The organism is Desertivirga arenae, from assembly GCF_017355785.1.
Lineage (GTDB): Bacteria > Bacteroidota > Bacteroidia > Sphingobacteriales > Sphingobacteriaceae > Desertivirga > Desertivirga arenae.
In genome coordinates, this window is record NZ_JAFEWE010000009.1 from 144,801 (window position 1) to 160,407 (window position 15,607).

Here is a 15,607-nt window from a genome sequence, read left to right on the forward strand (position 1 = left end):
CAACCTTCATTTAGCATTTCGTTTTTACAAAAGCATAATACCTGGTTTACACCTCTTAAATATTCTGTTCTTAGATTGGGAATAGATAGGATGCAGCTAAATAGCACCTCATGATCTTTTAATCATTATTCCATTCAGACTCCCAAGAAATCAATGAAAGTTATTACAGAACAAGAATTTGCAAGAGCTACAAAGCTTGATAAAGTGCCTGTTCCAGGTCTTACTTCCTTTTTAATGGAGGTGACAAAAATAAATGAAGTGAACAATTTGCTTGCCGAGGTTAAGAATTTGGAAGGGCTGGAATTTGTTGACAGGATCCTGGAAATACTAAACATCGAGCTGGATTTTAATAAGAGCGAATTGAAGAACATCCCTTTGTCGGGCGCATTTATTGCTATGGCTAACCATCCCTATGGAGGATTGGAAGGCTTAATCCTGCTGAAGTTGCTAGGACTTATAAGGCCAGAGACGCGTCTGATGGCCAACTTTCTGCTAAATAAGATTGAGAATATTAAGAAGCTTTTAATAGCCGTAAATCCTTTTGAAAATATAGTAAACGGTACAAGTATCAGCGGAGTAAAGTTTTCCTTAAAGATGTTGAAGGCTGGTGTCCCATTAGCCATTTTTCCAGCAGGGGAAGTGTCTGCTTTTCAACCTGAGGTTCAACAGGTGACCGATAAGCAGTGGCACCCGGTTGTGGGTAAATTAGTGGCTAAAGCCGCTGTCCCTGTTCTCCCTATATATTTCCACGGTGGCAATGGAATTCTGTTTAATCTGCTTGGCCTGATCCATCCCATGTTGAGAACTGCAAAGTTACCTTCAGAACTATTTAATAAGAAAGGACATGTGGTGAAGGTTAGAATTGGTAAACCTATATCACAGGAGGAAATTGCCGGTTTCAATAGTCCTGCCAAACTTCTTAATTATTTAAGGGCGAGGACCTATGTTTTGGGAGCCGGTTTGGAGAACCAGAAGAAGCTCTTAAACGATAGTCAGCTTTTTAAAATTAAGAAACGGGTAGAGGATATTATAAATCCGGTTCCCGCCCTAATCCTTCAAAAGGAAATAGATCTTATTTCTGAAACGGCGAAAGTTTGCGAAGAGAAGCATTACGAAGTTTTTATTGCTCATTCTGATCAAATCCCGAATATACTTAGAGAAATAGGCCGGTTACGTGAGGTGACCTTCAGGGAGATTGGTGAGGGGACAAATAAGTCAATAGATGTTGATCGTTATGATATTTATTATAATCATCTATTTATCTGGGATAGGAATGCTTGTGTTATTGTCGGAGCATATCGTATTGGTAAAGGAGATGAGATCTATTATAGTTATGGAAAGAAGGGTTTTTATCTGGCGGAGCTATTTAAGGTTGACAAGGAGCTTAATCCTTTGCTGAGCACAAGTTTGGAATTAGGCCGCTCCTGGGTGCGTAAGGAATATCAGCAAAAGCCACTTCCTTTATTTTTATTATGGAAAGGAATCATGCGGTATTTAATGAAATATCCACAATATAAATATCTCGTGGGGCCTGTTAGTATCAGTAATAGTTTCTCCAAGTTTTCGAAGTCTTTAATGGTTAACTATATCCTTGATCATCATTTCGATAATCAATTAGCAAAGTACGTTAAACCAAGAAAAAAGTTTAAAGTTGATTTTTCGAAGATAAATGGCGCTTTACTGTTGGAAAATAGACGCTCTCTAAAAGACGTAGATGCATTGATCGCTGATCTGGAGCAGGCTAATCGCAAAATACCTGTATTGCTTCGTCAATATATAAGTCTGAATGCCAAGATCATCTGTTTTAATATAGATCCCAAATTTTCTGATAGCCTTGACGGATTTCTAGTTTTAAATTTGGAGAAAGTGCCGAAAGAGATGTTAAACAGATTGGACAATTAGAAAAGGCAGAGGCACTCTTGGAGTTTAATAATTTGTTGGTAATTACCCATAATTATACGAAAGAATTGTGCGGCTAAAGCTCTTGCTTTATTAAGCCTTGTCATAAACATAAATATTTACTTCTTTCAATTTTATATATTTGGAGACTACAAATGTTTTCCTTTAAATAATGTTAAAAGAAGAGCGTCAGGCATATATCATTAAGCAAATTAACTTACACAATAAAGTATTGTCATCCGATCTCAGTACTGAGTTGAATGTTTCTGAGGATACAGTCAGGCGTGATTTGAACGAATTGGCAGAATCAGGCAAGATCATCAAAGTTTATGGAGGGGCTCTGTCAAAGTCATTCCATTATCCCTTCACGGAAAAAGAGACTTATGCCAAAGACTCAAAAAAGGAAATAGCAAAAAAAGCTTTGTCTCTTATAAAGGATGAGATGGTGCTTTTGGTAGGCGGTGGTACCACAATGATCGAGATTGCCAGAATGGTGCCAAAAAATCTAAGAGCGACCTTTTTCACTGTAAGTCCTTTGGTTGCTTTAGAACTTGTAGAAAACTCTAATATTAATGTTATTCTTTTAGGGGGGCAGCTTTCTCCAAATGCTCATATTTCCGTAGGCTCTATGGTGGTCAACCAGCTTTCAGAGATTCATGTTGATTTATGCTTTTTAGGTACTAACGGTTTATCATTGGAGGCTGGAATTTCTGATTCAGATATGGAAGTGGTACAGGTAAAAAAAGCAATGCTAAAGGCTGCCAAGAGAACGGCTATCGTTAGCATTGCCGAGAAGCTTGATTCTGTTCAGAAAATGAAGGTCTGCAATCTAAGTGCTATCAATTATCTTGTAACCGACCTTGATCCTTCTGATCCAGCTTTGGAAGGGTATTCCAAGTATGTTGAGCTTTTGTAGAAGTTTAGACCTTAATTATAATATTTCTTTTGTACATCATCCACAGGATCAGGAACCATATAGAAACGAAGCAGATCGCCCATGCTAATGATGCATTTAATTCAGAAAAGTAGGGGCTAAAATAGGACTCGTAAAGGAAGGTTTTTAGGGATACTTCTTCTGATCCCTTTATTACCTTAATATTGTTCATGCTTTTAGCAATGATCCCACTCAGAAAGAATACAGTAATGGCATTCAGACCGAAGGCAACAAAAGGAAGGGTCCAATTCTTTCTGCCTTGCACGTCAATTATCCAATAGAGAATTCCAAAAAATATAGCTGCTAATCCTCCAGTATACAATACATAAGAACTGGTCCAAAGCGATTTATTTATGGGAAATACTGAATCCCAAATAAGAGCAATGATTGACGATATGACGCCGGCTGATATGATTCCTAAAAGGTTTTTTTCGATAGTTGTTCCTTTTCGTTGAAGCCACTGAGCGGTAAGGGTTCCGGCAAGACAAGAGCTTACAGCAGGCATGGTGCTCAATATTCCTTCGGGATCCCAGGTCTTTGTTGATTTCCATAAATGTGCTTCCGTTATTATTTTTCTGTCAAGCCAGGCGCCTAAATTTGTTTCTGGTTGCAAGTTAGCGAATCCAATACCAGGAACAGGAATGAAGGTCATTGCCAACCAATAGAGTACGAGTAGCGAGCAAAATATCCAAAACTGCGCTCTGAAATTTGTTTTTAGGAAAATAATCGAGGTGATCAGAAATGCGATAGAAATACGTTGCAGAACACCCGGGATCCTGACAGTTGAAAATTCGAAGGCAGGAAATAATGCTAATAAAAGTCCCAGTAGAAAGAGAATAATAGCCCTTTTTAAAATTTTTAGCAGGAGCTTCTTATGTTGGTTCGTTTCAGGTTTCTTGTTCTGTAGCGAAAATACAATTGATACCCCGACTATGAAGATAAAAAACGGAAAGATCATGTCTGTAGGAGTACAGCCGTTCCACGAAGCGTGCTCAAGAGGGGGATAAATATGTCCCCAACTACCTGGATTATTGACCAGGATCATAGCTGCTACTGTAGCGCCGCGGAATACGTCAAGAGAGAGCAAACGTGTTTTCATGTGAATTTTTAATAAAGGGATCAATAGCTTGTTTTAGTCAAGCGGATTTGACGTGCATAAATCCGCATTTATTTAGGAGTCAATAATCTAATATACTCGTTTAAATCTTATTTTTCAGGTTTCTGCATGTTTGTTTAAAAAATTTTGCGTTTTCTTGCGTTTTATAAATTTCTTTATTAAGTTTGATTTATACTTAAAAGGTAACTAACCAAATTATAAAAACCTAATCATGGCAATGCAGCTGGTGCATTAATGATTATACATCTTGATTTAGCTGTCGCTTGTAATAAGCTGAGTAAATATGCTGCTTTTATCAGGCAGCTCTGCATTGAGAACGATTTTTACAAGCTTGACTAACAGAACTGGTATAAAATAATTTGTAAATAATATTTATGAAAAGATCTCGGTGTTATTTCATGCTATTCTTTCTTTTTTCTACTGTCGTTTTTCCTACAGCAGCAATAGCTGCTAAGACGACAGAGGGAATTAAACAACCAACGATCATTACCGGTGCTGATCAACTTGATAAATATCTTTCCTATTTAAGAGGTAAGCGTATCGGGATGGTAGTAAATCAAACCTCCATTATCGGAAAAAAACATAGTGTAGATAGTCTAAAAGCACTTGGGGTAAATATTGTAAAGGTGTTTGGTCCGGAGCATGGTTTCAGAGGAGACGTTGGAGCCGGTGTTAAGATTTCTGATTCAGTAGATCCAAAGACTGGTATCCAGGTTGTATCCTTATATGGAAAGACCCAGAAGCCGACAGCGCAGATGTTGGAGGACCTGGATCTGGTTGTTTTTGACATACAGGATGTAGGCGCCAGATTTTATACCTATATAATTACTATGCATAGGGTAATGGAAGCATGTGCCGAAAACGGCAAAGAGCTGCTTATCCTGGATCGGCCTAACCCTAACGGTTATCTAATCGATGGCCCCATTCTGGACCCGAACCTTAAATCAGGTATAGGAATTCATCCCGTTCCTATTGCTCATGGAATGACAGTGGGTGAATTTGCACAAATGATAAACGGGGAGGGCTGGCTCGCTAATCATATAAAATGTAAAATTAAAGTTATTCCTGTAGCCAACTACTCTCACGAAATGCCCTATAGGTTGCCTGTTAATCCTTCTCCTAATTTAAATACTCCTCTATCTATCCTGCTTTATCCTTCTACATGTCTTTTTGAGGGAACTGTTATCAGCCAGGGTAGGGGAACAATGCAGCCTTTTACAGTATTGGGAAATCCGGAATTGAAGGGCAAGTACTCATTTTCTTTCACTCCCAAGAGTATAAAAGGGATGAGTGAAACTCCTCTGCATATGGATAAAGCTTGTTTTGGTCGTGATTTGAATCGTATAACTGAACAGGAGTTAAGGGCTGCTAAGCAAATAAACCTAAAATGGCTAAAGGAATTATATGCTGCTTACCCGGAGAAGGAACGCTTTTTCGATTATAGGCAGAGCAAAGAGATTGGGAACTTTGATAAGCTGGCGGGTGTAAGTGATTTAAAGCAACAAATTCAGGCCGGGTGGTCTGAAGCAAAGATCAGGAAAACCTGGAAGGAGGGATTGGAGAAGTTCAAGGCTATTAGAAAGAAATATTTGATCTATTCTTAAGGTTGTGGTGCGTTAAGTTAATTATTTTGGTTTTCAGAGTGGTTGTTGGTGTTTTTCTTAGTTTAATTGCGTTTTTGTGGTGTTCGTTGCTCGATTTCGCTTTTCTGTAGATTTTTTTTGCTCTTTTATGCGTTTTTATGCGTTAAGTTTTTTGAATGCTGCAGTTTTTAGTACTATATTTGATATAGTTACCGGTATTTAGGTGTTAGTGTTGCCTGTTTTTGCTGTGTTTTGCACTTTGTTATTGAATTTACTCAACTATACATAATCATTAATTTAAGTATGAAAAAAAGACTACTCATGTTAAGCTTGGCGATGGTCTTCTTGGTCTTCAAGGTTTTTGCTCAGCAAAGAATAACCGGGAAGGTAACAGCTGAAGAAGATGGACTGCCTCTTCCTGGTGTTTCTGTTAAAATTAAGGGAAGTGCATCAGGGACCAGTACAGGAATGAATGGGGAATTTGCAATTAGTGCCTCTAAAGGGCAGGTCCTTGTGTTTTCTTTTGTAGGGTTTGCTCCACTTGAAAGAACTGTAGGAGATGACGCAGTTATGAATGTAAAGCTCGGGTCTGATACTAAAAGTCTCAACGAAGTGGTTGTTGTTGGATACGGTACACAGAAAAAGGGTAATCTTACAGGTGCTGTTTCAACTATCGATATTAAGAAAACCATAGAGGGGAGACCTGTTGCTGACGCAGGAAGGGCGATTCAAGGTGCTGCTGCAGGGGTGAGTGTAACTATCCCAAGTGGGGAGGTTGGATCTGATCCTATTATCAAAATCAGAGGGCAAATAGGCTCAATAAGAGGGGGATCTTCTCCGCTTATTCTTTTAGATAACGTTGAGATTCCAAGTATCCAATTAGTTAACCCTAATGATATTGCGTCTATAAGTATTCTTAAAGACGCGGCCTCATCATCTATTTATGGTGCTAAGGCTGCTTTTGGAGTGGTTTTAATTACAACAAAACAGGGATCTGGATCGGCAAAGCCACAAGTTAACTTTTCGAGTAATTTTTCTTATCAAAATCCTTGGAAGGACTTACAGATGGCTGATGTAAATGCCCTTAAGTATTCTGTAGATGCTATTGAGCGCGTAGGAGGCACATCGACGGGAGCTTTCTACAAGGTGGATCGCGCTAGTTACAATAAAGCAGTAGAGTGGAAGGAGAAATATGGCAATACAATTGGGGCTGATGATCCTACTGTATTTGGTAGAGATTGGTATGTATTAAACGGTCAGAAGTACGGTGTAAGAACTTATGATCCATATTCAGCAATGGTAAAAGAATGGGCACCCACCCAGCAGCATAATCTATCGGTAGGCGGAACGGTCAATAAGACATCATATAACATCGGCCTTGCTGCATTAAATCAAAGTGGAATGATGAAGCCATCAAAATCAGATGAGTTCAGTAGATATAATGCATCGTTACGGGTATCAAGTGAGATTAACAAATATTTTACTGCCCGTGCTGGAGCTATTTATGCCAGGAGGAATAAAGACTATGCTTATATAACTAATTCTACCACGGCGGATCCTTGGCTTTATATTTACCGTTGGAGTCCTCTATTTCCTCTTGGGAGTGATGAGAATGGCGATCCGATTCGTAGTCCGGCTAGTGAGGCAGCTGCGGCAAATACAGCGAATATTCTTCAGAGCTATATGAATGTGAATTTTGGTGGAACGGTGAATATTTTAAAAAATTGGAAAATAGATGTTGATTATGCCTTTTCAAACCAAAATGAGACCTGGAATCGTCCCGGAACTAGATATACGGCAAGAAATTCTTGGGTAGCGCCCAAGGCAAGAGTGGATGCTGCAGGAAATCCAGTGTACGTAAACTCCCAAGGTCAGGTGGTTGCAAGTACTGAGGCGGGAGCAATGGTCGCATATGATTTATCTATGGATACTTACACTGCAGCGGGTACAAATCCTGACCACCTTTATAGATCAGCAGAGGATTTTAAAAGGCACACTTTGAATGCCTATACAACTTTTGATTATAGTTTAAATAAGGATAATACCTTTAAATTCTTATTAGGCTTAAACCGTGTAGCTGATGATGTAGAGTCTCAATGGACCCAGGTTACAAATCTTAGTGATATTACAAATCCTCAATTCAACTTTGGGGTTGGTACTTATACCGGAGGTGGAGACAAGTTTTGGGAGGCTCAGTTAGGATATTTTAGCAGAATTAATTATGGATTTAAAGACAAGTATCTTTTAGAGGGAAACTTACGATATGACGGGTCCTCGAAATTTCCTACCGATTTACAGTGGCGCTGGTTCCCTTCGTTCTCAGCTGCATGGGTTGTAAGCAAGGAAGGTTTTATGGAATGGTCCAATCCGGTATTAAGTAATTTAAAATTCAGAGGGTCTTGGGGGTCAATTGGCGATCAAACAGTTCCAAATACACTATATCTTCCATTGATGGATAGTGGACCAATTAATTGGATTGGAGGCTCCGGAGCGAAAGCGAATTACGTAGGTTCACCTGCAGCAATCTCTTCTTCTGTTAAGTGGCAAGATATTGAAACGAAAGGTTTAGGCCTTGATGCAAGTTTCTTCAATAGTCGTTTAGGTCTATCTTTTGATGTTTACCAAAGGAATACAAACAATATGATAGTTCCCGCGGAAGGAGTTCCTCTAACACTTGGAGTGTCCGCCCCTGAAAGTAATTATGGATCTTTGGAAACAAAAGGCTGGGAATTCGCAATAGACTTTAATCATAAGTTTAGCAATGGACTTGGAATTAATTTTAGAGGAAATGTCTCCGATGCTAAATCAATTATAACAGCCTATGGAAGCACTAAAGGCGTTAATAGTAACTACGTGGGGAGAACTGTAGGCGAGATTTGGGGTTACAAGACAGATCGTCTGTATCAGTTGGATGATTTTGAGCTAGATGCTAACGGTAACCTACAGTTGATAAATATTACTCCAAATGAAAGTGCCAAGTATGGTAAGAATGATCCCACGGCTTTAAAGGCCTATAAGCTGAAGTCTGGACCGAATGGAGAAAAGCCAGTTTATCAAGTGTTCTTGCAGAATAGTTCTAATTTCCGGTTTGGCCCAGGGGATGTCAAGTTTGTAGATTCAAATGGAGATGGGGAATTGAATAACGGAAATCAATTGATCGACGACTATGGGGATTTAGAAATCATAGGAAATTCTACACCAAGATATGAATATGGATTTCGTTTAGGTGCAGATTTTAAAGGATTTGATGTTAGTGCCTTTTTTCAAGGTGTAGGAAGCCGTAAGATTTGGGGAAATGGATCGACATCTATCGCGGGTTACGCATCTGGTGATGGAGCAATGCCAGAGGCAATTGCAAGTAATTATTGGACTCCTGATAATACTGGTGCCTTTTATCCAAGAGCTTATGATCTGGGTGGGGCTAATACTGGCAATAATATGCAAATCCAAACCCGTTACCTTTTGAACATGGCCTATCTAAGGCTTAAGAACCTTACTGTCGGATATTCATTACCTAAATCGCTACTAAAAAAAGTTAATATAAGTTCACTTAGGGTTTACACGGCTTTGGAAAATTTTATAACATGGGATAAACTTGGAGATTTGCCTATTGATCCTGAGGCTATTAATGGATATTCAATGTGGAATTCAAGTAATTATAATTCGGGTCGTACTGGTGTTGGTGTACCAGCATTTAAAACTGCTTCATTTGGCATACAATTGAATTTTTAAAATAAAGTAAAAATGAAAGTTCTTACGAGATTTATATATAGCATAGTGGCTCTAAGTATTTTAGTCGCATCATGTAAAAAAGATGTTTTAGATCGGCCACCGATTACAAAAGTAATTGACACTGAATTTTGGAGAAATGAGGATGACGTTCGGTTGTTTGCAAATGGATTTTACCTCAATTACTTCCCAGGATACAATTCCGGGTTTGGTACTGACTATGCCCCAGTGAGAGGATATACATTTTCTGACGATTTGACCGCTAAAAATGTGCAAAGTAACTTTGAGAACACTGTTCCTTCAAGTCGGGGGGCAGCATCTGAAACTCCCAGCATGTTAACTCAATACGCTGGGCCATCATGGAACTTTGCTTGGGTAAGAAAATCAAATTTGTTTATCGATAGAGTGGAAAATGTGGCCCAACCAAAATTAACAGCTGAAGCTTATAAACATTGGATGTCTGTTGCGCGCTTTTTTCGAGGTTTTGAATATAGTCGACTGGTAAGTGTATTTGGAGATGTGCCATATTTTGATAGAGTAATAGGCGATAGTGAATGGGATGTATTATATAAGGATCGCGATAACCGTGGCATCGTAATGGACAAGGTTTATGATGATTTCAAATATGTACTTGCTAATATGAGGGAAAATGACGGTACGCAAAATTTGAATAAATACATAGCGGCAGCATTTATCTCAAGATTTATGTTATTTGAGGGCACTTTTGAGCATTACCATAATCTTGATGCGTCAAGATCAAAAAAATATTTGGAATTAGCTGTGGAAGCTTCAGAAGTGGTAATGAATAGCAATAAGTATAATTTTACCCGAGATTTTAAATCCTTATTCTCTTCAGAAAGTCTTGCGGGGCACCCGGAAGTTTTATTGTATAGGACATATGATGCTACTTTAGGTGTAACACATAGTGTTGGCTCTTATCAAAATGGAACTGAGTCAAACGGCGTTGATGCCAACTTAGTTCTTATTAAGTCTTTTCTTGTTAATGATGGAAAGGTATGGCAGAATTCAACTATTCCAAACGCCTCTAGCTTTGCTATTGCTGATCTTATAAAGACGCGCGATCCACGTTTCGAAGCTTCTTTTATTGATAGAGCTCTTGATAAATCAGCTACTTTGCTTTATGGGTATAAGTTTGCATCAAGGGAAGCAATAACTTATATCGGAAAAACCTATCCTCCGGCTTGGGGAAGTAATACCAATACAAGTGACGCACCTATAATTCGACTGGCAGAGGTTGTTCTAAATTGGATAGAGGCAAAAGCAGTGTTAGCGGAATACTTTTCTAGTTCTGCTATTACCCAAGCTGACTTAAACAAATCAATAAATGCCATCCGAAACCGTCCTTTAGACGCTGCTGCTATAGCAAAAGGTGTGCAAAAAACAGCCCCATTAACTTTAGCAGCTCTTCCTGAAGACCCGGCTCGGGATGCCGATGTTCCAGCTTTAATCTGGGAAATTCGCCGCGAAAGACGTATGGAATTTGTCTTTGAGCATACCCGATTGCTCGATCTCAAGCGTTGGAAGAAGATTCAGTATATGGACTTTAGTAAAAACTCTGACTACTTTCTTGGGCCGTGGGTGAATGTAAAGGCTGAGGTGCCCGCCTATCTGACTGCTGCAAATGTTGGAAGAGTGAGAGTAAAGAGGATGGATGGAACGATTATTACTTATAATGGGACTAATGGAGATGCGTTAGTTGGATTTTGGATGGTTGAAAACGCGTCAAATCGTAATGGATTCTCTGATGCAGTATATTTATCTCCAGTTGGTCAAAACCAGATTATTCAATACAAAGAAAGAGGATATAATCTTACTCAAACTGTTAACTGGTAAAGCTCATATCAAGGTTGCTAATATAGAGGAGCTTCGCGCTCTTTTATATTAGCAACTAAATTGCTTTCTAAAACAAAGGATGCATCTTCATTAACATTAGTCTTTGTTTTCGAAATGACGTGCTTGTTTGTGCCTGTTTGTTATTTAATATTGCACAAATGCTTTTTTTCTAAGTTGTCTTTCTAAAATTTCGAGGACATCTTATGCGGATTCGTGCAGTTTTTGGTGTATAGGGCGAGGATTAAGTAAAATTTAAAGAATGAAAATTATTAATAGCGTTATCGCAGGTTGGATTCTAAGTTGGATAACTTTCTCTGCGAATGCACAATCGTTAAAGTTTGCGTTTATATCCGACACTCATATTGGAAATAATACAGCCGCTGAAGATCTTCGTCGTACTGTGTTAGACGTAAATGCTAATTCATCACTCGATTTTGCGGTCATTACTGGAGATGTCACTGAATTCGGCTCGGATGAAGAGTTGAAACTGGCAAAGCAAATCCTTGATAGTTTAAATAAACCCTGGTATGTTATTGCAGGTAACCATGATTCGAACTGGTCTGAAAGTGGTAGTAATAGCTTTAGGAGAATTTTCGGGGGCGAAACGTTCTCCTTTGTAAGAGGCGGTTTCTTGTTTGTTGGAACAAGCTCTGGTCCCAATATGCGTATGGGACCAGGGCAAATTCCAAGAGAAAATGTAGTGTGGCTAGACTCTGTTCTTTCGAATATGCAAGATCCTGCAATGCCTGTTATTTATCTTAATCACTACCCTCAGGATTCTGCGCAAAATAATTGGTATGAAGCTTTAGACCGTTTGAAGAAAAAGAATGTTCAATTGGTATTGTGCGGTCACGGACATGCTAATAGGAGATTTTCAGTTGAAGGTATTCCATCCGTAATGGGGCGCTCTAACTTACGTGCCAAAGACAGTGTTGGAGGATATACCATCGTTACTATTAATAAGGGGAAGGCGACCTTTGAGGAGAAGAAACCGGGATTAGGAGGTCTGAGAACGTGGGCAGAAGTAGAATTGGTTAATCCTCATTTTGACAATGACACTACATCGTATTTCAGACCCTCATTTGCATTAAACAAGAAAAATACTCAGGTTAAGCTACTTTGGGAATATCAGGATCAAAGCGATATTGGTGCAGGTACTGCTGCTTCAAAGAAACTCATATTCGCCACAGATACGAAGGGATGGGTATACGCACTCGATAAGAAGGACGGAAGAAAGGTCTGGGAGTTCAAGACAGGTGGTAAAATTTATTCTACACCAGCAGTAGAGGGAGACTACCTTACAGTAGGTTCTTCAGATAATTTCATTTACTGTCTTTCTGCGTCTTCAGGTAAACTGCTTTGGAAGTACGCTGCAACCAAACCCGTTCTTGGTTCTCCTGTAATAAAGGGGAATCAGATTTTTATAGGTGCCTCAGATGGACATTTTAGATCTCTGGAACTTAAATCCGGGAGGTTATTATGGGACTTTGATGAGGTTAAGGGATTTGTAGTGACAAAACCGTTAATCTATGAGGGGATGATTTATTTTGGATGCTGGGCAAATGATTTTTATGCTCTTGAAATTAAGACAGGCAAACTTGTCTGGAAATGGAATAATGGAGCATCAAATCGTATGTTTTCTCCAGCGGCATGTTATCCTGTAGGTGCATATGGGAGGGTATTTATAGTAGCTCCTGATAGGTATATGACAGCCTTTAATGCTAAAACTGGAGAGGTTTTATGGAGAAAGCAAATGAGAGACGTTAGAGTAAGAGAATCTATGGGTTTATCAGAAGATGGCAGTCTTGTTTTTGTTAAAACAATGGATGGAGAACTTTATGGCATCTCCACTACCGCTTCTGATATGGATTTAGCCTGGAAAGCTGAACTAAAATTGCCTTATGAGCTGACTCCATCAGCCTTAGTTGAAAGTCGAAGTGTTGTCTTTATTCCTTCTCATTCAGGACTTGCTACTGCTCTTGATCGCAAATCGGGAAAGGTTTTGTGGCAATATAAAACCTCCAACTGCCTGATGAATCCTCTAATGCCTCTAGGTAAGGATAAAGTGATTGTAAGTACAATGGATGGCAAGATTGCTTGTTTGGAATACTCCTTAAAATAGTCGTAGTGAAGAAACTCTTATTAAATATTATTCTCTTTTTTGTATGCTTTGAGGTAGCAGCCACAACCCTGGCCGATTCTGCCGGGGTTTGGAAACTGATCAATGAGGTGCAAAAGAAATATGCTGCTGATAAGAGAACCGCTTATTATAAAGTGAATATTGAGAGCTACGAACCTCTTGTATTAAAAGTAGAAAGCTCGGAACCTGCTGCTATTGAGGGATTGAAGTTTGATCTTTATAAACAAGGTCTTAATGCAGTGGTTAGAGAGTCTTTGCTGCCGGTTAAGGACTTAGGAGATAAGACATGGGGGCTGGCTACATTATCAGTATGTAATAATCGTTTCGCTCCTGATAATGCTGCAGAGATGGCTACTCAACTTCTCCTCGGTACACCAGTACAACTATTGAAAAAGGAGAGAGGATACTACCTTGTTCGAAGCCCGGATAACTATCTCTCCTGGACAGACGATACAGGTATAGCAACCTTCAATACCGAAGAGTTTCAGAAGTACCAGACAGCAGAGAAGATTGTGGTACTGGTTGAGTATGGACAGGTTTTCCAAAATGCTACAGAAAAATCGTCTCAGGTATCAGACATCGTCGCCGGTGATATTTTTAGTGTCCTGGAGAAAGATAAGAAGTTTTATAAGGTTCGATATCCTGACAACAGAACTGGTTACATAAGAGTTAAAGATGCGATGCCTTATAAGGATTGGCTGGCAAGACCAGATCCAGGCGCAAAAGAAATTCTTGGGACTGCCCGCTCTTTAATGGGTGTTCCTTATCTGTGGGGAGGTACTTCCTCTAAAGGGTTGGATTGCAGTGGTTTTACTAAAACTTCTTATTTTTTAAACGGGATCATGTTGCCCAGAGATGCTTCACAGCAAGTGTTATGTGGCGACCAAGTTGATGTTTTTCAAGGTGATAGTGTTAGCTTAGAAAAGGCACTTAAGAATTTAAAGGCAGGTGACTTGCTATTCTTTGCGGCAGGAAAAAACCGGGTGGTAAATCCAAGGGTTACGCACACTGCGATTTACATAGGTGAGGGGAAATTTATTCAATCAGCTGGTTTGGTAAGGGTTAGTAGTTTAATAGCCGGAAGCCCTGATTATGATAGCTATCAGTCGCGCACCCTGGTTAACGCAAAAAGAATGCTTACTGTTATAGGTTCGCCGGGAATAACCAGGATTGCAGATCATCCCTTTTACACTCCAGAGAAATAGCAAATGGGCAATAGAAGAGAATTTATAAAAAATACCGGACTATTAATGGGAACATCTTTACTTGCGGATACTGATGCCCTGTTCGCATCAGAGAGGCGAAAGATGAGTGGAAATGGCAGGCTAAGATTACGGTTCAAACCATATACTTTAAATTTGAAACACGCTTTCAACCTGGCCACCAGTTCGCGCACTACTACGCCTGTAGTGCTTACGGAATTAGAGTTTGATGGCATTATTGGCTATGGTGAAGCTTCCATGCCGCCCTACCTGGGTGAATCTCACGAGACTGTAACCAGATTTCTTTCAAAGGTTGATCTTTCCAGGTTTGATGATCCTTTCGAAATGGAAAACATCCTGAATTATATAGATCATCTGGAAGCAGGAAACCGGGCAGCGAAAGCATCAATAGATATCGCGCTTCATGATCTTATAGGTAAGATTATCAAGCAGCCCTGGTATAAGATATGGGGGTATGACCCCGCAAATGCGCCGGTTACTTCTTATACTATTGGTATCGATACTGCAGAAGTGGTTCGTCAAAAAGTTAAGGAGGCGGAACCGTATAAGATACTTAAGGTGAAGCTAGGCAGGGAAACGGATAAGATGATGATTGAAACTATCCGGCAGGTTACAGACAAACCTTTGTGTGTGGATGTGAATCAGGGCTGGAAGGATCGCTCCTTCGCTCTGGAGATGGCAAATTGGCTACACGAAAGGGGTGTAGTTTTTCTTGAGCAAGCTATGCCTAAGGAGCAGATAGAGGATAATGCCTGGCTGACCGAACATAGTCCCATTCCAACTATTGGTGACGAGTCTGTGCAACGTATTGACGATGTTCTAAAGGCTTACAAGGTTTATAGCGGTATTAATATCAAGCTAATGAAGTGCACGGGAATGAGGGAGGCACATAAAATGCTTGATCTGGGAAGAGCTCTGGGTATGAAGATCATGATCGGATGTATGACCGAGACATCCTGTGCCATATCTGCCGCATCTCAATTATCGCCTATGGTTGACTGGGCAGATCTTGATGGTGCCTTGCTTATTAATAACGATGTATATCGCGGGACTGAAGTGATTAACGGAAAAGTGACGCTAAGTAAACTTCCTGGAATTGGCATTAAAAAAATCTGATCTATAACAAGA

9 protein-coding genes are annotated in these 15,607 nt (G+C 39.6%); 8 read left to right on the forward strand and 1 reads right to left on the reverse strand.

What is annotated here, in order from left to right; all coding sequences use genetic code 11:
• The first annotated feature begins 153 nt into the window (after positions 1 to 153).
• A complete protein-coding gene (locus tag J4N24_RS17630; RefSeq protein ID WP_207535037.1) occupies positions 154 to 1,902 on the forward strand; it encodes a bifunctional lysophospholipid acyltransferase family protein/GNAT family N-acetyltransferase in 1,749 nt (582 codons plus the stop codon).
• 169 nt (positions 1,903 to 2,071) lie between these two features.
• Positions 2,072 to 2,815 (forward strand): DeoR/GlpR family DNA-binding transcription regulator, encoded by a 744-nt coding sequence (locus J4N24_RS17635; protein WP_207535038.1) that lies wholly within the window; start codon positions 2,072 to 2,074, stop codon positions 2,813 to 2,815.
• A 4-nt stretch (positions 2,816 to 2,819) separates the two neighbouring features.
• Here J4N24_RS17635 and J4N24_RS17640 read toward each other — a convergent pair whose 3' ends face one another.
• Complete coding sequence (locus tag J4N24_RS17640; RefSeq protein WP_207535039.1) at positions 2,820 to 3,932, reverse strand: acyltransferase family protein; 1,113 nt, start codon at positions 3,930 to 3,932, stop codon at positions 2,820 to 2,822.
• A gap of 392 nt (positions 3,933 to 4,324) precedes the next feature.
• Here J4N24_RS17640 and J4N24_RS17645 point away from each other — a divergent pair, with 392 nt between their 5' ends.
• The 6 genes from J4N24_RS17645 (at position 4,325) to J4N24_RS17670 (ending at position 15,595) form a co-directional block, all read left to right on the forward strand.
• The gene (locus J4N24_RS17645; protein ID WP_207535040.1) at positions 4,325 to 5,554 is read left to right on the forward strand and encodes an exo-beta-N-acetylmuramidase NamZ family protein; all 1,230 of its coding nucleotides are present in this window, start codon (positions 4,325 to 4,327) and stop codon (positions 5,552 to 5,554) included.
• A 282-nt stretch (positions 5,555 to 5,836) separates the two neighbouring features.
• Complete coding sequence (locus tag J4N24_RS17650; protein ID WP_207535041.1) at positions 5,837 to 9,265, forward strand: SusC/RagA family TonB-linked outer membrane protein; 3,429 nt, start codon at positions 5,837 to 5,839, stop codon at positions 9,263 to 9,265.
• Between the two features lie 12 nt (positions 9,266 to 9,277).
• Positions 9,278 to 11,116: a RagB/SusD family nutrient uptake outer membrane protein gene (locus J4N24_RS17655; protein ID WP_207535042.1), complete on the forward strand. Its 1,839-nt coding sequence runs from the start codon at positions 9,278 to 9,280 to the stop codon at positions 11,114 to 11,116.
• A gap of 259 nt (positions 11,117 to 11,375) precedes the next feature.
• Complete coding sequence (locus tag J4N24_RS17660; protein ID WP_207535043.1) at positions 11,376 to 13,238, forward strand: outer membrane protein assembly factor BamB family protein; 1,863 nt, start codon at positions 11,376 to 11,378, stop codon at positions 13,236 to 13,238.
• A 5-nt stretch (positions 13,239 to 13,243) separates the two neighbouring features.
• The gene (locus J4N24_RS17665) at positions 13,244 to 14,461 is read left to right on the forward strand and encodes a C40 family peptidase (RefSeq protein ID WP_207535044.1); all 1,218 of its coding nucleotides are present in this window, start codon (positions 13,244 to 13,246) and stop codon (positions 14,459 to 14,461) included.
• Positions 14,462 to 14,464: 3 nt separating this feature from the next.
• Positions 14,465 to 15,595, forward strand: a complete 1,131-nt coding sequence (locus tag J4N24_RS17670; RefSeq protein WP_207535045.1) for a dipeptide epimerase — start codon at positions 14,465 to 14,467, stop codon at positions 15,593 to 15,595.
• The last annotated feature ends 12 nt before the right edge of the window (positions 15,596 to 15,607 follow it).